An 18,742-nucleotide genomic window follows, 5' to 3' on the forward strand; every position below is an offset into this window, starting at 1 on the left:
GCGTGACAACGATGACCGACACTTCCAACGCTGCTCGCTTCCGTGAGTTCAAGATGCCCGACGTGGGCGAGGGACTGACCGAGGCCGAGATCCTCAAGTGGTACGTCCAGCCCGGCGACACCGTCACCGACGGCCAGGTCGTGTGCGAGGTCGAGACGGCGAAGGCGGCCGTGGAGCTGCCGATCCCGTACGACGGGGTGGTGCACGAGCTGCGCTTCCCCGAGGGCACGACCGTCGACGTCGGCCAGGTGATCATCGCCGTGGACGTGGCCCCGGGCACCGGTGACGCGGCCCCGGCGCCCGAGCCGGCCGCGCAGCCGGAACCGGAGCCCGAGGCTCCCAAGGGCCGTCAGCCCGTCCTCGTGGGGTACGGCGTCGCCGAGACCTCCACGAAGCGGCGTGCCCGCAAGGGCACCGCGGCGCCGGCGCCCGCCGCGGCGGCCGCGATCCAGGGTGAGATGAACGGCCACGGCGCCGCGACTGTCCGGGAGAGCAGGCCGCTCGCCAAGCCGCCGGTGCGCAAGCTGGCCAAGGACCTGGGCATCGACCTGGCGACGGTCGTCCCGACCGGCGAGGGCGGGATCATCACCCGCGACGACGTGCACGCGGCGGCCACGCCCGTACCGGCCCAGGCACAGGCCCCCGTCGCGGCGGAGGCCGCGACGGTCCCCGCCCCCGAGGCACCGGCCGCTGCCGTCGCGGGCGCGCGGGAGACCCGTATCCCGGTCAAGGGCGTGCGGAAGGCGATCGCCCAGGCGATGGTCGACAGCGCCTTCACCGCGCCGCACGTCACGGAGTTCGTGACCGTCGACGTGACGCGCACGATGAAGCTGGTGGCGGAGCTCAAGGAAGACAAGGACATGGCGGGGGTCCGGGTCAACCCGCTCCTGATCATCGCCAAGGCGCTCCTCGTCGCGATCAGGCGCAACCCGGAGGTCAACTCCGCATGGGACGAGGCGAACCAGGAGATCGTGCGCAAGCACTACGTCAACCTGGGCATCGCCGCCGCCACCCCGCGCGGTCTGATCGTGCCGAACATCAAGGACGCGCACGACATGACCCTGCCGGAGCTCGCCGCGGCGCTGGGCGAGCTGGTCTCCACGGCGCGTGAGGGCAGGACGTCCCCGGCAGCCATGGCGGGCGGCACGGTGACGATCACCAATGTCGGCGTCTTCGGCGTCGACACGGGTACGCCGATCCTGAACCCGGGCGAGTCCTCGATCCTCGCGGTCGGCGCGATCAAGCTCCAGCCCTGGGTCCACAAGGGCAAGGTGAAGCCCCGTCAGGTGACCACGCTGGCCCTGTCGTTCGACCACCGTCTGATCGACGGCGAACTCGGCTCCAAGTTCCTGGCGGATGTCGCCGCGATCCTGGAGCAGCCGAAGCGGCTGATCACCTGGGCGTAGCTGTGCGAGATGGGCCCGCGCGAAGTTTGCGAGGGCCCATCGGCATGTCCGGCCCGTGCCACACGGTGAGTTCGGCGAACACGGTCCTGCCGACGGTACGCGGCTCGACGCCCCAGCGGTCCGCGCGACGATCAAGAGCCCTCGCCCGTAACACTCGTCGGGGGGGCTGGTCGGGTCGGACTGCCCCGGATCGGCGAGCAACTCCTCGGAGCGGAGGAACCGGCATCGGCTCGCCCTCTGGGACCGCACGGCACGGCAACGGTTCGCAAAGGAAATCCGCTGGTCAACGTCCCATTATGCGCCGGGAATTGGGCTGCGGAGGTCCGCTGCTAGGGTGGCCCGATGGCATCGGTCAAGAAGATCCAGATCACTTTCGACTGCGCGGATCCCGAGCGCGTCGCCCGTTTCTGGTGCGAGGTGCTGGGGTACGTCGCACCGCTGCCGCCGGAGGGGTTCGACTCCTGGGACGCCTACAACGACTCGCTGCCGCCCGAGGAGCGGGGGGCGTGGTTCGCGTGCTCCGACCCCACGGGTGAGGGCCCGCGCATGTACTTCCAGCGCGTTCCCGAAGGCAAGGTCGCCAAGAACAGGGTGCACCTCGATGTACGGGCCGGCACCGGGCTCGTGGGCGCGGAGCGTCTGGCCACGCTCGAGGCCGAACGCGATCGGCTGGTCGCGCTCGGCGCGGTGTGCGTGAACGTGCTGTACGCCGATGACAAGAACGAGTCGTGCATCGTGATGCAGGACATCGAGGGCAACGAGTTCTGTCTCGACTGAGCGGTCTCCGGGACGGCGACCTGGTGACCGGCACCGGGATGCCGCTGATCCGAGGCGGTGCCGAGCGCTGCACCCGGTCTCCCTGAACGTCGTCCGCAAGCCGCGGTGGGAGGCCCGCACCAGGTCACGGTCACGGTGTGGCGGCTCCGGTGGGTTCTCCATGGCGCGAGCGTGGACGAGCCGGCTTCCCCTGCTCCGTACCGGTGCAGCCCGCTCTGCGGGCAGGGGAATGCGAAAGGGGCCCCGCACCGCGCGGGGCCCCTCTGCGACGTGTCGCCGTGATCGGCCGGACTACTTCTTGAAGCCGTAGTCCATGATCTTCTTCATGTCGGCGGTGCGGGTGGTCGCGTTGGTGGAGGCGAGCACCGTGCCGATGACCGTCTTGCCGTTGCGGGTCGCGGCGAAGACCAGGCAGTACTTGGCCGTCGGGCCGGAACCGGTCTTCACGCCGATGGCGCCGCTGTAGCTGCTGAGCATCGCGTTGGTGTTGGACCACGACATGTAGCGGTAGCCACCACTCTTCGTGGTGACCTTCTGCTTGGTCGACTTGGTCTTCACGACCGTGCGGAACGTGGAACTCTTCATCGCGTTGCTCGCGAGCTTCGTCAGATCGCGCGGCGTCGAGTAGTTCGAGCCGTTCCCTATGCCGTCGAACGAGTCGAAGTGGGTGTTCGTCATTCCCAGGGACTTGGCCTGGGCGTTCATCTTGCCGATGAACGACTTCACGCGGGCCGCGCGGGTGGTGCCGGAGCCGAACTTGTCGGCCAGCGCGTACGCGGCGTCGCAGCCGGACGGCAGCATCAGGCCGTACAGCAGTTGGCGGACGGTGACCTTGTCACCCACGATCAGGCGGGCGGACGAGGCGCCCTTGGAGACGATGTAGTCGCTGTACGCCTTCTGGATCGTGACCTTGGAATCCAGGTTGAGATTCTTCTGTGCCAGGACGACCTTGGCCGTCATGATCTTGGTGGTGGAACCGGTGGAGCGACGGGTGTCCGCGGCCTTGGAGTACAGGGTCTTCGCGGTGCCGTCGTTCATCACGTAACCGCCCTTGGCGGTGATCGTGGGGGTAGGCAGTGTCGCGGCCTGCGCCGTGGAGGCGAACGCGCTTCCCGCGATGACAGCACCCGCGGTGAGGGCCACGGTGGCAGCGGCCGAAACGCGGTTTATGCCCTTGATGCCGATTTTCAACTTGAACGCTCCAAATGCCCCTGGAATGCGGCCTCATAAGGGTGCCGCTCGGTAATGAGACTCATGAGACCCAGGGAAGGATGTGCTGAATCCTGGGGTAATTCCGGGGCTGCGGGTGGTTCAGGGCATGGGCCGGCGCGCCGTTCGGCGCGGCTTCGCCGGATCCGGGCACCGTCGCTCCTGTATGCGACGTCGTTGATGTCGATCGCGTCACGCCGTGCGGGTGACCGTCCCGCTCCATCGGCCGGTTCCGGCGCGGTCGGCCGAGGTTTCGCCGTCCAGATTCCGGACGAGTGTCATCATGCACGCATCTTGTATCTATGCTGTGTACATGCCTGCCGCACCCCCAGCCGTGAAGCCCCGTGTGAAGTCCGCCGAGAAGTCTTCCGTCAAGCAGCCCCCCGCCGCCGAGCGCGTCTACGCCCATGTCAAGGAAGCCGTCCTGGACCGTCGCTACGAGGGCGGCACTCTCCTCACCGAGGGCGGTCTCGCGGAGGCCGTCGGAGTCTCCCGTACGCCCGTGCGTGAGGCGCTGCTGCGGCTGGAGGTCGAGGGGCTGATCAAGCTGTATCCGAAGAAGGGGGCTCTCGTGCTCGCCGTCTCCGCCCAGGAAATCGCGGACGTGGTGGAGACCCGGCTGCTGGTCGAGGAGTTCGCGGCCCGCAAGGCCGTGCCCGCCTCCTCTCAGTTGATCAGGCGGCTCGAAGAGCTTCTCGATGAGCAGCGGCAGTTGGCGGAGGCGGGGGACCTGGCCGCGGTGTCCGTGAAGGACCGCTGCTTCCACGCCGAGATCGTGCGCAACGCGGGCAACGACATCCTCTCGCGCCTCTACGACCAGCTGCGCGACCGGCAGTTGAGGATGGGCGTGGCCGTGATGGAGGCGCACCCGGGGAGGATCGCCGCGAACATCACCGAGCACGGTGAGCTGCTGGAGGCCATCAGGTCCGGCGACGCGGACGGCGCCGCGCAGGTCGTGCGGCGTCATGTCAGCCGGGTCAAGGTGCTCGTCAGGGGTGAGGACCGATGAGTTCCGCCGCGCCCACCCTGTCCCTGCCCGGTGATCCGCCCGGAGGCCGGCGGGCCGTGTGGGTCTGGGGCATCGGTGTCGCCGTCTACTTCGTCGCCATCATCTTCCGCACCAGCCTGGGTGTCGCCGGACTCGATGCCGCCGACCGGTTCCACGTCAACGCCTCCGCGCTCTCCACGTTCTCCATCCTTCAGCTGCTCGTCTACGCGGGCATGCAAATACCTGTCGGCCTGATGGTCGACCGGCTCGGCACCAAGAAGGTCCTCACCCTCGGGGCCGTCCTGTTCACCCTGGGGCAGCTGGGTTTCGCGCTCTCCCCCTCGTACGGCATGGCGCTGGCGTCCAGGGCGCTGCTCGGCTGCGGCGACGCGATGACGTTCATCAGTGTGCTGCGGCTCGGCGCCCGCTGGTTCCCGGCGCGACGCGGTCCGCTGATCGGGCAGGTGGCCGCGCTCTTCGGAATGGCGGGCAACCTCGTCTCGACGCTCTTCATCGCGCGGGCCCTGCACGGATTCGGCTGGACCACCACCTTCGTCGGCAGCTCCGCCGCCGGGGTTCTCGTCCTCGTACTCCTTCTGCTGTTCCTGAAGGACCACCCCGAGGGCCACGAGCCGCCGCCCGCCGAGCACGCGGGCGCCGCCTACGTACGCCGGCAGATCGCCGCCGCCTGGCGGGAGCCCGGCACCCGGCTCGGTATGTGGGTGCACTTCACCACGCAGTTCCCGGCAATGGTGTTCCTGCTGCTGTGGGGCCTGCCGTTCCTCGTGGAGGCGCAAGGGCTGAGCCGGTCCACGGCCGGTGAGCTGCTCACCCTGGTGGTGCTCTCCAACATGGCGTTCGGGCTGGTCTACGGGCAGATCATCGCCCGCCACCACGCGGCCCGCGCCCCGCTGGCCCTCGGAACGGTCACGGTGACGGCCCTGCTCTGGGCGTCGACCATCTTCTACCCGGGCGAACACGCGCCGATGTGGCTGCTGATCGTCCTGTGCGCGGTGCTCGGCGCGTGCGGTCCCGCCTCGATGATCGGCTTCGACTTCGCACGGCCCGCCAACCCGCCGGAGCGCCAGGGCACCGCGTCGGGCATCGTCAACATGGGCGGCTTCATCGCCTCGATGACGACGCTGTTCGCCGTCGGCGTGCTGCTGGACGCGACCGGGGGCAACTACCGGATCGCTTTCGCCTCGGTCTTCGTGCTGGAGGCGCTCGGCGTCGTACAGATTCTGCGACTGCACTCCCGGGCCACGCACCGCGAGCGGGACCACCATGTGATCAGCCGCGTGGAGGCCGTGCACGTACCCGCGTGACGCGCCTGTCGCGCCGGATCGGCGGCGCGCCCGTCCTCGCACGACGGGCGCCGCCGATCACCGGGGCGCGGCGCCGGGGCGCTACGGCGTCACGGCGAAGTTCTGCAGGATCGCCGCCGCCAGGTCCGGGTCGCCCTCGATCTTGATCCGGTCCGCGACCGCGGCCGCGCGCACCCGTCCGCAGGCGAGGCGGTAGTAGGTCTCCCAGTCCATCGCCAGCGTCACCGCGGGCCCGAGCGACGGCGATCCGTCCACCGAGCCGTGGCCCTCCGCGTCGACCCTGACCGTGCGCAGGAACTCCAGCGCCCCGTGCACATCGAGCACGATCGCCGAATTGGCCGGCGCGCCCGCGTCCTTGGCGACCACCTTCGGGAGTGCGGCGAGCAGGGTGTCCCGGACGACGGTGGCGCCGGGGGAGTCCAGATTGCCGGGCCGCCCCAGCGTCGTCCGCAGGTCCTGCTCATGCACCCAGACGTCGAAGGCCCGCATCCGCAGCGCCAGTTCGAGGGTCTGCTCGGCGCCCAGCGGCGCCCGGACCATGGTCTCGGGGGCACGGGTCTCGTTGCGCAGCTGACGTGCGCGGCGGATGATCGTGTACTCCAGCTCGGAGGTCATCTCCGGCGCGGTGTGGTGACGCCGCACATCGACCTGCATCTCCATGTAGCGCGCGAAGTCGCTCTGCACGTGGAAGAGATCGCGCGGCAGCGTATGGATCGGACGCGGGTCGCCGAGCTGCTCGCTCTCCATGCCGATGATGTGCGAGACGATGTCACGCACCGACCAGTTGGGGCACGGTGTACGGCTGTTCCACTCTCCCTCGGCGAGCGGCTTCACCAGCTCGGCTATCGACTCGATGGAGTGGGTCCAGGCATCGGCGTAGGTCTGGAGGCTGGGATGGACGGTCACGGGACCCCTCGTGCGGTTCTGCGGTGCATGGGCTGGAGTGCTGGGCGCGGGCGGCGGACTGCGTGGGAGGTTCGGTCGCTAAGTTACGCTGCGAGCAGGCACCCCGGCAGTGCTTTCGTGTGACGATCGTAGGCCCGTGTTGACGGCTCGAATGCCAGGACGGTGGTAGTGTGCGCGCCTCCCTCATCCAGATCGCAGTAGACCCGGACGAATCGGTCAATTCCCGTAGGCAGCGCGCGGCTTCGCTGATCGCGGACCAGCGCGGTGCGGATCTGGTGGTTCTACCAGAGCTCTGGCCGGTCGGTGCCTTCGCGTACACCTCCTTCGCCGACGAGGCCGAACCGCTCCAGGGGCCCACCCACGACATCATGGCCAAGGCCGCGGCCGACGCCGGGGTCTGGCTGCACGCGGGCTCCTTCGTCGAGCGCGCCGTCGACGGCACCCTCTACAACACGGCGCTCGTCTTCACGCCCGAGGGTGAGCGGGCCGCCGCGTACCGCAAGGTCCACCGCTTCGGCTTCGACCAGGGTGAGGCGGTCATGATGGGCGCCGGCGAGGACCTCGTCACGGTCGCCCTGCCGCAGACCACCCTGGGCCTCGCCACCTGTTACGACCTGCGCTTCCCGGAAATGTTCCGCGGCCTGGTCGACGCGGGCGCCGAGACGCTGATCGTCGCGGCGGGCTGGCCCGAGCGCCGCCGCGCCCACTGGACGCTGCTGGCCCGGGCCCGTGCCGTCGAGAACCAGTCGTACGTCCTGGCCGTCGGCACCGCGGGCACCCACGCCGGAATCCAGCAGGCCGGACACAGCATCGTCGTCGACCCGTGGGGCGAGGTGCTTGCGGAGGCGGGTGCCGATGAGGAGGTGCTGAGCGTGGAGTTCGACCCGGCGAAGGTCGCCGCCACGCGCGAGCAGTTCCCGGCGCTCAAGGACCGGCGGCTGGGACTGGCACCGCCCGAGACGGGCGAGTAGTCACGTTTCACGTGAAACCGGGTTCGATGCCATCGCCGGACCCACCCGCTGGTCGTTCTGCCCTCAATCTCCCCCATGGCCTTAAGGGCGTGGGGGACTCTCTCGACGGGCTTGATCTTCGAGCTCGTCAGTCCTCGTGCTCCTTGTCGGCGAGCACGATGACGCACACTGATACGGCGATGAGCAGTGCCGTGTCGGCGTCCTCCCGTACGACGTCGATGCCGTACGTGTCCCGGACGGTCAGCCACCGCCGCGAGATCTGGGCCAGCAGTTCCCCGTCGTAGTCGACGGCGAACTCGCGGTCCAGGATCTTGCCGCTGACATCGAGCTCGGTACCGTCCACCAGCGTGACCCGGTAGTGGTTGCGCAGCAGCGACAGCCGCTTGCGCTGGACCTTGGCGAGCTGCTCGCCGTCCCGCTCGATGAGCATCGTGTCGCGCAGGCTGAGCAGCTTCTGCCGGATCTCGACCAGGATCCGGCCCTGCGCGTCCTTCAGCTCGAAGGTGTCACGCACCCGCATGGCCTTGCCGTCGACGAGGAAGACCTTGCGACCGTCCGCGTCCTCGATCCAGTAGTCGTCGCCTACAGCGAAGAGCCGTTCACGCACCAGGAATCTCATGGCTCACAGGTTCCCCCAGAACCGCCCGGAATACGTGGACCCTCCGGAATGCGTGCGGGCCATGGTGCTGTTGACTGTCCACATGGGAACACGTGCGCGCGTCCGGGCCCCCGAGCTGATCGGCAAGGGCGGCTGGCTCAATACAGGCGACCAGCAGTACACCCTCGCTGACCTGCGAGGGCGCATTGTGATCCTGGATTTTTGGACCTTCTGCTGTGTGAACTGTCTCCATGTTCTCGATGAGCTGCGTGAACTGGAGGAGAAGCACCGCGACACGGTCGTGATCATCGGTGTGCACTCGCCGAAGTTCGTCCACGAGGCCGAGCACCAGGCAGTCGTCGACGCCGTCGAGCGGTACGAGGTCCACCACCCGGTCCTCGACGACCCGGAGCTGGCGACCTGGAAGCAGTACGCCGTACGTGCCTGGCCCACGCTCGTCGTCATCGACCCGGAGGGCTACGTCGTCGCCCAGCACGCGGGCGAGGGCCATGCGCACGCCATCGAGAAGCTGGTCGAGGAGCTGGAGACCGAGCACGGGGCGACGGGCACGCTGCGCCGCGGCGACGGCCCGTACGTCGCGCCCGAGCCGGTCGCCACGCATCTGCGGTTCCCCGGCAAGGCCCTGCTCCTGCCGGACGGCGGCTTCCTCGTCTCCGACACCACCCGGCACCGCCTGGTCGAGATCGAACATGACGGTGAAACGGTTCGCCGTCACGTCGGAACAGGGGACAGGGGGTTCACCGACGGCGGGCCCGACGAGGTCCGGTTCTCCGAGCCGCAGGGGCTCGCCGTGCTGCCCGACGGCCGGATCGCGGTGGCCGACACCGTCAATCACGCGATTCGCGCCCTCGACCTCGCCACCGGGGCGACGACGACCCTCGCCGGCACCGGCCGTCAGTGGTGGCAGGGCTCACCGACGTCGGGCCCGGCCCGCGAGGTCGACCTGTCCTCCCCCTGGGACGTCGCGTGGTTCGCGGACCGACTGTGGATCGCCATGGCGGGCGTGCACCAGCTGTGGACGTACGACCCCGCGACGGGGACCGTGCGGGTCGCCGCGGGTACGACCAACGAGGGCCTGGTCGACGGGCCGGCCGACGAGGCGTGGTTCGCCCAGCCGTCCGGCCTCGCGACGTCGGCCGACGGGGAGCGGCTGTGGGTCGCCGACTCGGAGACGTCTGCCCTGCGGTACGTCGAGCGGGACGGCACCGGCTTCGTCGTCCGTACGGCCGTCGGCACCGGTCTCTTCGACTTCGGACACCGCGACGGCGTGGCGGAGCAGGCGCTGTTCCAGCACCCGCTGGGCGTGACCGCGCTGCCCGACGGATCCGTCGCCGTCTGCGACACGTACAACCACGCGCTGCGGCGCTACGACCCCGTGAGCGGCGAGGTCACCACCCTGGCGACGGATCTGCGCGAGCCCAGTGACGCCGTCCTGACCGACGGCGATCTCGTCGTCGTCGAGTCCGCCCGGCACCGGCTGACCCGGCTGCGGCTTCCGGAGGAGGCCGTACGCGTCGCCGGCCAGGCACACCACACGCAGCGCGCGGCCACCGAGGTCGCCCCGGGCACGCTCCGCCTCGATGTGGTCTTCCAGGCGCCCGCCGGGCAGAAGCTGGACACCCGGTACGGTCCCTCGACCCGGCTGCTGGTCTCGGCGACCCCGCCGGAGCTGCTGGCACAGGGCGCCGGTCCGGGCACCGATCTCTTCCGCGACCTGGTGCTGGCCGACGGCGTCACCGAGGGGGTCCTGCACGTGTCCGCGATGGCGGCGTCGTGCGACGACGACCCGGCGAACGAATACCCGGCCTGCCATGTCCACCAGCAGGACTGGGGCGTCCCCGTCCGCGTGACCGCGGAGGGAACGCCCCGGCTGCCGCTGGTGCTGGCAGGGATGGACGAGCAGGCCTGACGGCGGGCGGAGCCCCGGACACGGAGGGCCTTCTGCGCCGGGTGCGGTGCGTGCGGTAGGGGCCGCGTCCCGCGGGGCTCGTCGTACGGCCCGGCTCAGCGGGTCAGGAGGTGCCCGCCTGCTTCATGGAGCTCACCGCTTCGGCGACCGTGCTCCGGTACAGGCCGAGCTTCGGGTCGCGCACCTTCACATCGGGGCCGAGCTCGAAGTTCTGCGTCTGCGCGTTGGGCATGTGGTCACCGTCGGCGAGCACGTTCATCTCGTCGATCCAGGTCAGGCCGTTCGCACCGCTCGGGTTGAGGTCGATCACGGCGATGGCGGCCGTCTTGGGCTTGACCGGGTACGCGGGTGCGCCGCCCAGGCCGCCGGGAACGGTCGGCTGGATGTCGGAGCTGTGGTCCGAGGCCTTCGCGGCGCCCAGGCTGACCCGCGGGAAGTAGCTCAGACCGCAGGAGTTCGCGCCGACGTTGTTGACCTCGATCACCTGCTGGGTGGCCGAGCCCTCGCGGGGGTACACGCGCACCGACAGGTCCCCGCTCTTGCACGGGTGCTTGTAGGCGTAGCTGTCGCTGGTGTCGCCGCCCGTCTCGGCGCTGCCGTTGGACGTGCCGGTCTTCGAGGTGCCCGTCCTCGAGGTGCCCGTCTTCGTGGCTCCGGTGTTCTGCCCGGCACCGTCGGTCTTCTCGGCGCCCGTGGTCGTCGCGTCGGTGGCGTCCGTCGAGGCAGCAGCCGCTGCGGCGTCGCCCGCCGGGCCGGCGGACTTCGTACCGGAGCCGTCCCCGCCGCACGCGGTCAGGGCCAGGGCGAGCACCGCGGTGGTCGCGGCGGCGAGGACGGTGGTGCGGTTGCGGAGCGTACTCATGGAATTTCCCCCGAGTGTGACGGTGCGGCGGACGCCTGGTCATTGGCGAACGCCCCTGACCTGCTGACATGTATGACTCTGGGGTGTGCCGCTCATGTTCTGCTGGCGTCCCGCTGACGTCCCGCTGACGTCCGGGACCGGCACTCTCACGTCTCTGTCCGGACGTGCGGCTCAGGCGTCGTCAGCGAGCCGCCGGACCGCCTCTTCGTACCGTTTGCGGTACTCCGTCCGTGCCGTGACGCGCAGCAGCGCTTCGAGGGCCCGGACCGCGCCCTCGTCGTAACCGGCGGCTTCCGCCTCCGCCGCCGCCAGGTCCAGCAGCCGGATGCCGTCGTCCTCCTCGCCGAGTGCCAGCCGGGCCTCGCCGCTGACGATCAGCAGCAGCACCCGGCGTGCGGCCTCCTCGTGCTCGGGCCCGAGGTCGAGTGCCGTCCGGGCGGAGCGGAGGGCGTCCTGCGGGCGGTCGGCGGTGAGCTGCATCCGGGCGAGGTGCTGCAGGGCGAGCATCTCGGTGTGCGCGTCGCATTCCTCGCGGGCCAGGCCGACGGCCCGTTCGCAGCCCTCCAGTGCCAGGTCGAGCCCGCCCTGTTCGGCCTGGACGATGGCCAGGTTGATCAGCGCGGTCGCCTCGCCGAGCCGGTCTCCGGCCTGCCGGGCGAGGGCGGGCGAGCGCTCCAGCAGGGCGACGGCCTCGGCGCTCCTGCCCTCCTCGGTCAGCACCCAGCCCAGCAGATTGATCACTCGCGACTCGGCGTACGGATCGTTCTCGGTGCGGGCGGAGTCCAGGGCCAGTTCCAGCAGCGGGGCCCAGCTGTCCCGGACCCGCCACACCACCCGCGGCCACTGGAGCAGGATGATCCGCCAGGCCCGGTCGTCGAGCCCGGCGGTCCGGGCCGCGACGGCGGCCAGGGCCAGATCGTCGCGTTCGGCGGCCAGCCAGCTCATCGCCGCCGCCCGGTCGGTGAAGTCCCGGACTGCGGCGGGGCGGTGGTAGCCGTCCGGCAGGACGAAGCAGGGCTCGCCGCCGGGTTCGGCCGTGTCGGCGGCGGCGAGCGCGGTGGCTATGTAGTGGTCGAGGACGCCGACGAGGGCCTCGGGTCCGGCCGCGGGGTCCAGGCCGCGGGCGTAGAGACGGACCAGATCGTGCAGCATCCAGCGACCGGGTGCCCTCTCGGTGACGAGGTGGGCGGTGGCGAGCCGTTCCAGCGCCGCGGCGGCGGTGACCGGGTCCGTGCCGGCGAGTGCGGCGGCGGTGTACGGGTCGAAGTGGCTTCCGGGATGGTGGCCGAGCCGGGTGAACTGGTGGACGGCGTCCGGCGGAAGCTGTTGCACGGTCAGCCGCAGCGAGGCCGAGACACCGGTGTCGTCCACGTCGAGGTACGTCAGCCTGCTGCGTTCGTCGGCCAGTTCGTCGGCCAGCCCGGCCAGCGTCCGCTGCGGGCGTCCCGCCAGCCGCGCCGCGGTGACGCGCAGGGCGAGCGGCAGTCCTCCGCAGAGTCCGGCGAGCCGACGGGCGGCCACGGGTTCGGCGAGGACCCGTTCCTCGCCGAGCACACCGGCCAGCAGGGCCGTGCCGTCCTGCGGTTCGAGTACGTCGAGCGGGACGGGGCGGGCGGCGTCCGAGGCGATGAGGCCTTCCAGCCGGTGCCGGCTGGTGACCAGCGTGACGCAGTCGGTGCCGCCCGGCAGCAGGGGCCTGACGGTGGCGGAGTCGCGGGCGTTGTCGAGGACGACGAGCAGCCGGCGCCGGTCGGTCAGGGAACGGAAGAGAGCCGCCGCGGCGGGCACGGACTCGGGGACGCGGCGCGGTGCGACGCCGAGCGCCAGCAGGAACTCGCGCAGGACCTCGATCAGCGCGGGCTCTCCGCTGTCGCTGAACCCACGCAAGTCGGCGAAGAGCCGTCCGTCCGGGAAGGCGGCGGGGTTGCGGTGCGCCCACTGCAGGGCCAGCGCGGTCTTTCCCACGCCGGCCGGTCCGGTGACCAGACAGACGGGTGCCTCGCCTGCCGCGGCCCGGGTGAGCGCGGCCAGTTCGGGGACCCGGCCGTGGAACCCGCGGGGTGCGCGGGGCAGCAGATCGGTGGGGTGCGGCTCATTGATGAGGGGCGGCGGGGGGAGGGGACGGGGGGACGGCAGGGCGGGGGCGGAGTTCGCACCGGCTCCCGCTCCGTCCCCCGTACCACTGATCAAGTCGCCCGGCCGGTCGGCCGGTTCGGCCCCCGCATCCGGCCCCGCCCGACGCTCGGCCACCGGACGGGCCACGGACAGAGCCCCGTTGCTGTTGGCGATGCCCGCGCCGTTGCCGTGACCGCTCCCGCCGCCCGTGCCACTGCCGGAGCCGTTGCGTGGCCGGCCCGGACCGCGCATCGGCGCTGCCGGGCCGTCGGCCGTGTTCCGTCGGGCGTCCGGTGCGGTGTCCCGCGCGGCGTCCGGCCCGGGGTCGCCGCGCAGGATCAGCGCGTACGCATCAGCGAGCTCGTGCCCCGGGTCGACCCCCAGCTCATCGGCGAGCAGCCGCCTCGTGCGGTGGAACCAGTCCAGTGCCTCCGACTGACGACCCGCCCGGTACAGCGCCGTCATCAAGGCCGCAGCCAGCGACTCCCGCATCGGATGCGCAACCGCTTCCGCCCGTAGCACCGACGCAGCCCGGTTGTGCTCCCCCAACGTCGCGTAGGCGAGCGCCAGGTGCTCGACCGTCGCCAGCCGTGATTCCTCCAGCGAGTGCGCGGCCGCCTGGAGCGGCGGACCGGCGAACGCTCCGTTGAGTGCCGGTCCCTGCCACAGCGACAGGGCATCCTTGAGCATCAGTACGGAGTCGGCGGGGCTGCGCTGCTCCCGCGCCAGCATCAGCAGTTCCTCGAACCGCTGGGAGTCCAGCAGGGTTTCCGGTACCCGCAGCACGTACGCGTCGCCGAGCGTGATCAGTTCCACCCCGTACGCCTCCGCGTCCGCGCCCACCAGGAGGGCGCGCAGCCGGGACACATGCCCCTGGATGACGCCACGGGCGTGCAGCGGCGGGGTGTCGTCCCACAGGCAGTCCGTCAACCGGGCGATGGGGACCGGTGTGTTGGCGGACAGCAGGAGCGCGGCGAGCAGGCTGCGGCGTTTGGCGGGACCGAGTGGCAGTGGCCCGGTGAGTGTGTCGACGGAGACGGTGCCGAGCAACCGGAACTCCACGAGTGTCTCCCCTTCCGGGCGGGATACGCCCGAGGTGGGGCTCGGGACAAGTCCCAGAATATCGGGGGTTCCGAGGGGCCGACGACGGGTCACGCCCGGTCGGCGGGGCGCGACCTGCCCGGCGCCGTGGGTCAGGGGTAGCGGCGCTCGTCCTCGGACACGACCGCGGTGCTGGGCGGCACGACCATCCGGCGACGCCGCGCGATGCTCGCGTAGACGAAGACCCCGATGGTGCCGACGATCATCATGATCCAGCCGACCAGGCCGACGTTGACGGTGTCCATCTTCCAGTCGGTGGCGAAGGCCAGTATCGCCCCGGCGCCGATGAGGATGATGCATCCTCCGAGTCCCATGAATCCCGCCTCCTCGACGGCCCGGCGGTTCCGGGCCGGTGTACGGATCGCGTACCCGGCCCGGCAACGACCATGCCCGGGGCTGCGGTCGGAGCGGGGGAGACTCAGCCCGTCAGGAACGCCGTCATCGCGTTGGCCAGCAGATACGGATCGTCCGCGCCGCACAGTTCACGGGCGCTGTGCATCGACAGGATCGCGACGCCGATGTCCACGGTCTGAATGCCGTGCCGGGCGGCGGTGATCGGGCCGATCGTGGTGCCGCACGGCATCGAGTTGTTGGAGACGAACGTCTGCCACGGCACGCCCGCCTTCTCGCACGCCGCCGCGAACACGGCCCGGCCGCTGCCGTCGGTCGCGTACCGCATATTGACGTTGACCTTGAGGATCGGCCCGCCGTTGACCACCGGGTGGTGGGTCGGGTCGTGGCGCTCGGCGTAGTTGGGGTGGATCGCGTGACCGGTGTCCGAGGAGAGACAGACGGTCCCGGCGAAGGCGCGGGCACGGTCCTCGTACGTACCGCCGCGGGCGAACACCGAGCGTTCCAGGACCGTGCCGAGCAGCGGTCCGTCGGCGCCGGTGTCGGACTGCGAGCCGTTCTCCTCGTGGTCGAAGGCGGCCATGACCGGGATGTACGGAAGTTCGGCGTCCGGCTGCCCGGCGACGGCGGCGAGCGCGGCGGTCGCGGAGTGCACGGAGAGCAGGTTGTCCATCCTGGGCCCGGCCAGCAGCTCACGGTCCCGGCCCAGGTAGGCGGGCGGCTCGACGGGGTGCGGCATCAGGTCCCAGCCGGTCACGTCCTCGGCGTCGACGCCCGCCTCCTCGGCGACGAAGCGGATCAGGTCGCCCTCCTCGACGTCCCCGAGCCCCCAGATCGGCTGCATGTGCTTCTGCCGGTCGAGCTTCAGGCCGTCGGGGTTGGCGGAACGGTCCAGGTGCACGGCCAGCTGCGGTACGCGCAGGAGCGGCCGGTCGACGTTCACCAGTCGGTGCGTGCCGTCGCGCAGCGAGATCCGGCCGGCGAGACCGAGGTCCCGGTCGAGCCAGGTGTTCAGGAGCGTCCCGCCGTAGATCTCCACGGCGATCTGCCGCCAGCCGTACGCACCGGTGTCGGGCAGCGGCTTGACCCGCAGATTCGGCGAGTCGGTGTGCGCTCCGACGATCCGGTACGGGGTGTGCGCCGCGGCGCCCTCCGGCACGTACCAGGCGACGATCGCACCGCCGCGCAGGACGTACTTTCCCCCGCTGGTGCCGTCCCAGGCCGCTGTCTCGTCGACCTGCCGGAATCCGGCCTTCTCCAGCCGCTCGGCCGCGGTGGCCACGGCGTGGTAGGGGGAGGGGGAGGCCATCAGGAAGGCCATCAGGTCGTCGGTGTGACCGCGGTCGAAGCGGAGGGAGGAACTCATGTTCTTCACTTTAACGAGGCCGGACGGGCGGGATTCACCGTCGTCCGCGGGCGGTGCCGCGGGGCGCCCGCGAGGCCGGGGCGCGTGTGGGGCGGTCGGGCCCACAGCTGGTCGATGGCGGTCAGGTCGATGTCGATGTCGCACGGGGCGGAGAGCTTCAGCCGGTCGTCGTGGACACCGGTGGACACGTATTTCTTGTTGACCGGGTCCAGAAGGGATTCCGGGCCGTGCACTCGGCGTACCCAGCTGATACGACAGCGCCGCCACCCGAAATAATTTCGGGTGGCGGCGTGTGTTGACGATTCCGTACGGAGGGGCACCAGGGTCTGTCCGACCCTGATCCGCCGGACAGACCCTAGAACGCGGCCTCGTCCAGCTCCATCAGCGAGTTGTCGACGGACTCGGCGAGCGCCCGTTCGGTGGAGACGCCCGGCAGAACGTTCGCGGCGAAGAACTTCGCAGCGGCGATCTTGCCCCGGTAGAAGGCGACATCCTTCGCGGCGGCGGTCGGCAGCTTCTCGGCCGCGACGGCCGCGCCCTTGAGCAGCAGGTAGCCGACGACGACATCGCCGGAGGACATCAGCAGGCGGGTGGTGTTGAGGCCCACCTTGTAGATGTTCTTGACGTCCTCGCCGGTCGCGGTCAGGTCGGTGATCATCGTGCCGACGATCGCCTCCAGGTCCACTGCCGCCTTGGCGAGCGAGTCCAGCGCACCGGACAGTTCCTCGTTGCCCTGGGCGCCCGCGAGGAACTTCTTGATCTCCTCGGAGAGCGCGTTGAGCGAGGCACCCTGGTCGCGGACGATCTTCCGGAAGAAGAAGTCCTGGCCCTGGATCGCCGTCGTGCCCTCGTACAGCGTGTCGATCTTGGCGTCACGGATGTACTGCTCGATCGGGTACTCCTGGAGGTACCCGGAGCCGCCGAACGTCTGGAGCGATTGCGCCAGCTGCTCGTACGACCTCTCGGAGCCGTAGCCCTTCACGATCGGGAGCAGCAGGTCGTTGAGGCCGTGCAGTGCCTTGGCGTCCTCGCCCGCGGCCTCCTTCTCCTGGATCGCGTCCTGGACGGAGGCGGTGTACAGCACGAGGGAGCGCATGCCCTCCGCGTACGCCTTCTGCGTCATGAGGGAGCGGCGCACGTCGGGGTGGTGCGTGATGGTGACCTTGGGGGCGGTCTTGTCCATGAACTGCGACAGGTCGGTGCCCTGGACGCGCTCCTTGGCGTACTCCAGCGCGTTCAGGTATCCGGTCGAGAGGGTCGCGATGGCCTTCGTGCCGACCATCATGCGGGCGAACTCGATGATGCGGAACATCTGGCGGATGCCGTCGTGCTTGTCGCCGATCAGCCAGCCCTTGGCGGGGTGCTGGTCGCCGAACGTCATCTCGCAGGTGTTGGATGCCTTGAGGCCCATCTTGTGCTCGACGTTCGTCGCGTACACGCCGTTGCGCTCGCCCAGCTCGCCGGTGGTCCAGTCGAAGTGGAACTTCGGGACCATGAAGAGCGAGAGGCCCTTGGTGCCGGGGCCGGCGCCCTCGGGGCGGGCCAGCACGTAGTGGATGATGTTCTCTGACATGTCGTGCTCGCCCGAGGTGATGAAGCGCTTCACACCCTCGATGTGCCAGGAGCCGTCCTCCTGCTCGACGGCCTTCGTACGGCCCGCGCCGACGTCCGAACCGGCGTCCGGCTCGGTCAGCACCATCGTCGAGCCCCACTGCCTCTCGACGGCGATCTCGGCGATCTTCTTCTGCGCCTCGTTGCCCTCGTCGAAGAGGATGCCGGCGAACGCCGGGCCGGAGGAGTACATCCAGACAGCCGGGTTCGAGCCGAGCAGCAGCTCCGCGTAGCCCCAGATCAGGGAGCGCGGGGAGGTGGTGCCGCCGATCTCCTCGGGCAGGCCCAGACGCCAGTACTCGGAGTCCATGAACGCCTGGTACGACTTCTTGAAGGTCGCCGGGACCGGCGCGGTGTTGGTCTCCGGGTCGAAGACCGGCGGGTTGCGGTCGGCGTCCGCGAAGGAGTCGGCCAGCTCGTTCTCCGCGAGGCGGGCGACCTCGTCGAGGATGCTCTTCGCCGTCTCGACGTCCATCTCGGCGAACGGGCCGGTGCCGTACGTCTTGTCGCGCCCGAGGACCTCGAAGAGGTTGAACTCGATGTCGCGGAGATTCGACTTGTAGTGCCCCATGGGAAGGCTCCGTAATCAATAGCAGTGGCGTGCAGCACCCCAGGAAGGGGCGTGGGCCGGGTGGGCGACGAGCTGGCGGTGCGCATATCAGCTGACCTCTACGATGATGCTACCCGCCAGTAATAAGGTGCAACCCCTCAAGGGCCTGATGTGTCCGATTACTCTTTGCGGCATGTACGGCTACGACCAGAACCCCGGCGCACAGCAGCAGATGGGTGGCGGCTACGGCGAGCAGCCGCTGTACCCCGAGCCCTCGCCGCCGTCCCTGGGGGATGCGGTACGGGCCTTCACGACCGGCTCGCTGTCCGCCGAGGACTTCCAGCAGATCTTCGCGACGTCGAAGGTCTACTGCCCGCGCGGCGACAACCCCGGATTCCTCGCGCTGCACAACACCCAGCAGCCGGTGATCCCGATGTTCACCACGCTCAAGGAGCTGCGGCTGTACGCGGGCAAGGAGTCCAAGTACTTCGTGATCACCGGGGCCGAGGTGATCGACCTGCTGCCGACCGGCTACGGCTTCGTCCTCGACATGGAGGGCGAGCACCGCATGGTCTTCGACGCCAAGGCCGTGGAGCAGATGGTCGACTTCGCGATGCGCCGTATGTACGGCTGACCTCCGGTCTTCGTTCGAGAAGGGGCCCGTACCGCCAGGTAC

16 protein-coding genes are annotated in these 18,742 nt (G+C 70.1%); 7 read left to right on the top strand and 9 right to left on the bottom strand.

Going from position 1 to position 18,742, the window contains the following annotated elements:
- Positions 1–2 precede the first annotated feature (2 nt).
- Together ACFU8Q_RS00475 and ACFU8Q_RS00480 are read left to right on the top strand one after the other, a co-directional pair.
- Positions 3–1,406, top strand: a complete 1,404-nt coding sequence (locus tag ACFU8Q_RS00475) for a dihydrolipoamide acetyltransferase family protein (protein ID WP_384446200.1) — start codon at positions 3–5, stop codon at positions 1,404–1,406.
- A 342-nt stretch (positions 1,407–1,748) separates the two neighbouring features.
- Positions 1,749–2,183 (top strand): VOC family protein, encoded by a 435-nt coding sequence (locus ACFU8Q_RS00480; protein ID WP_384446201.1) that lies wholly within the window; start codon positions 1,749–1,751, stop codon positions 2,181–2,183.
- 291 nt (positions 2,184–2,474) lie between these two features.
- On the opposite strand, the gene ACFU8Q_RS00485 is transcribed toward ACFU8Q_RS00480, so the two are convergent.
- On the bottom strand, positions 2,475–3,374 hold the full coding sequence (locus ACFU8Q_RS00485; RefSeq protein WP_384446203.1) for a D-alanyl-D-alanine carboxypeptidase family protein: 900 nt from the start codon (positions 3,372–3,374) through the stop codon (positions 2,475–2,477).
- Between the two features lie 331 nt (positions 3,375–3,705).
- Between ACFU8Q_RS00485 and ACFU8Q_RS00490 the strand changes: the two genes are divergently transcribed.
- Together ACFU8Q_RS00490 and ACFU8Q_RS00495 are read left to right on the top strand one after the other, a co-directional pair.
- Positions 3,706–4,401, top strand: coding sequence for a GntR family transcriptional regulator (locus ACFU8Q_RS00490; protein WP_384446204.1), 696 nt, complete (start codon positions 3,706–3,708; stop codon positions 4,399–4,401).
- Positions 4,398–5,705, top strand: a complete 1,308-nt coding sequence (locus tag ACFU8Q_RS00495; protein ID WP_384446206.1) for a nitrate/nitrite transporter — start codon at positions 4,398–4,400, stop codon at positions 5,703–5,705. The genes ACFU8Q_RS00490 and ACFU8Q_RS00495 overlap by 4 nt, the downstream gene beginning before the upstream one ends.
- 81 nt (positions 5,706–5,786) lie before the next feature.
- On the opposite strand, the gene ACFU8Q_RS00500 is transcribed toward ACFU8Q_RS00495, so the two are convergent.
- A complete protein-coding gene (locus tag ACFU8Q_RS00500) occupies positions 5,787–6,611 on the bottom strand; it encodes a maleylpyruvate isomerase family mycothiol-dependent enzyme (RefSeq protein ID WP_384446208.1) in 825 nt (274 codons plus the stop codon).
- Positions 6,612–6,781: 170 nt separating this feature from the next.
- On the opposite strand from ACFU8Q_RS00500, the gene ACFU8Q_RS00505 reads away from it, so the two are divergent.
- A complete protein-coding gene (locus tag ACFU8Q_RS00505) occupies positions 6,782–7,582 on the top strand; it encodes a carbon-nitrogen family hydrolase (RefSeq protein ID WP_384446210.1) in 801 nt (266 codons plus the stop codon).
- Between the two features lie 127 nt (positions 7,583–7,709).
- Here the strand turns inward: ACFU8Q_RS00505 and ACFU8Q_RS00510 are convergent, their stop codons facing one another.
- Positions 7,710–8,201, bottom strand: a complete 492-nt coding sequence (locus tag ACFU8Q_RS00510) for an LURP-one-related/scramblase family protein (RefSeq protein ID WP_384446212.1) — start codon at positions 8,199–8,201, stop codon at positions 7,710–7,712.
- An 82-nt stretch (positions 8,202–8,283) separates the two neighbouring features.
- Between ACFU8Q_RS00510 and ACFU8Q_RS00515 the strand changes: the two genes are divergently transcribed.
- A complete protein-coding gene (locus tag ACFU8Q_RS00515) occupies positions 8,284–10,110 on the top strand; it encodes an NHL domain-containing thioredoxin family protein (RefSeq protein WP_384446214.1) in 1,827 nt (608 codons plus the stop codon).
- 103 nt (positions 10,111–10,213) lie between these two features.
- Here ACFU8Q_RS00515 and ACFU8Q_RS00520 read toward each other — a convergent pair whose 3' ends face one another.
- The 6 genes from ACFU8Q_RS00520 to ACFU8Q_RS00545 all read right to left on the bottom strand — a co-directional run bounded on the left by ACFU8Q_RS00520 (position 10,214) and on the right by ACFU8Q_RS00545 (position 18,087).
- Positions 10,214–10,972 (bottom strand): DUF4232 domain-containing protein, encoded by a 759-nt coding sequence (locus ACFU8Q_RS00520; RefSeq protein ID WP_384446216.1) that lies wholly within the window; start codon positions 10,970–10,972, stop codon positions 10,214–10,216.
- A 171-nt stretch (positions 10,973–11,143) separates the two neighbouring features.
- On the bottom strand, positions 11,144–14,149 hold the full coding sequence (locus ACFU8Q_RS00525; RefSeq protein ID WP_384446218.1) for a BTAD domain-containing putative transcriptional regulator: 3,006 nt from the start codon (positions 14,147–14,149) through the stop codon (positions 11,144–11,146).
- Between the two features lie 131 nt (positions 14,150–14,280).
- Positions 14,281–14,502, bottom strand: coding sequence for a DUF6458 family protein (locus ACFU8Q_RS00530; RefSeq protein ID WP_384446220.1), 222 nt, complete (start codon positions 14,500–14,502; stop codon positions 14,281–14,283).
- 104 nt (positions 14,503–14,606) lie between these two features.
- The gene (locus ACFU8Q_RS00535; protein WP_384446222.1) at positions 14,607–15,905 is read right to left on the bottom strand and encodes a M18 family aminopeptidase; all 1,299 of its coding nucleotides are present in this window, start codon (positions 15,903–15,905) and stop codon (positions 14,607–14,609) included.
- Positions 15,906–15,910: 5 nt separating this feature from the next.
- The gene (locus tag ACFU8Q_RS00540) at positions 15,911–16,138 is read right to left on the bottom strand and encodes a hypothetical protein (RefSeq protein ID WP_384446223.1); all 228 of its coding nucleotides are present in this window, start codon (positions 16,136–16,138) and stop codon (positions 15,911–15,913) included.
- 122 nt (positions 16,139–16,260) lie between these two features.
- On the bottom strand, positions 16,261–18,087 hold the full coding sequence (locus ACFU8Q_RS00545) for an acyl-CoA dehydrogenase (protein ID WP_384446225.1): 1,827 nt from the start codon (positions 18,085–18,087) through the stop codon (positions 16,261–16,263).
- 172 nt (positions 18,088–18,259) lie between these two features.
- On the opposite strand from ACFU8Q_RS00545, the gene ACFU8Q_RS00550 reads away from it, so the two are divergent.
- Positions 18,260–18,700 (top strand): SseB family protein, encoded by a 441-nt coding sequence (locus ACFU8Q_RS00550; RefSeq protein WP_072487501.1) that lies wholly within the window; start codon positions 18,260–18,262, stop codon positions 18,698–18,700.
- The last annotated feature ends 42 nt before the right edge of the window (positions 18,701–18,742 follow it).

It is taken from the genome of Streptomyces sp. NPDC057543, assembly GCF_042801895.1.
Classification (GTDB): domain Bacteria; phylum Actinomycetota; class Actinomycetes; order Streptomycetales; family Streptomycetaceae; genus Streptomyces.

Excerpts from the sequence above, each read along its gene's own strand:
- ACFU8Q_RS00480 (WP_384446201.1), top strand. The coding sequence starts at position 1,749 with ATGGCATCGGTCAAGAAGATCCAGATCACTTTCGACTGCGCGGATCCC.
- ACFU8Q_RS00490 (WP_384446204.1), top strand. The coding sequence starts at position 3,706 with ATGCCTGCCGCACCCCCAGCCGTGAAGCCCCGTGTGAAGTCCGCCGAG.
- ACFU8Q_RS00495 (WP_384446206.1), top strand. The coding sequence starts at position 4,398 with ATGAGTTCCGCCGCGCCCACCCTGTCCCTGCCCGGTGATCCGCCCGGA.
- ACFU8Q_RS00510 (WP_384446212.1), bottom strand. The coding sequence starts at position 8,201 with ATGAGATTCCTGGTGCGTGAACGGCTCTTCGCTGTAGGCGACGACTAC.
- ACFU8Q_RS00515 (WP_384446214.1), top strand. The coding sequence starts at position 8,284 with ATGGGAACACGTGCGCGCGTCCGGGCCCCCGAGCTGATCGGCAAGGGC.
- ACFU8Q_RS00520 (WP_384446216.1), bottom strand. The coding sequence starts at position 10,972 with ATGAGTACGCTCCGCAACCGCACCACCGTCCTCGCCGCCGCGACCACC.
- ACFU8Q_RS00530 (WP_384446220.1), bottom strand. The coding sequence starts at position 14,502 with ATGGGACTCGGAGGATGCATCATCCTCATCGGCGCCGGGGCGATACTG.
- ACFU8Q_RS00535 (WP_384446222.1), bottom strand. The coding sequence starts at position 15,905 with ATGAGTTCCTCCCTCCGCTTCGACCGCGGTCACACCGACGACCTGATG.
- ACFU8Q_RS00545 (WP_384446225.1), bottom strand. The coding sequence starts at position 18,087 with ATGGGGCACTACAAGTCGAATCTCCGCGACATCGAGTTCAACCTCTTC.
- ACFU8Q_RS00550 (WP_072487501.1), top strand. The coding sequence starts at position 18,260 with ATGTACGGCTACGACCAGAACCCCGGCGCACAGCAGCAGATGGGTGGC.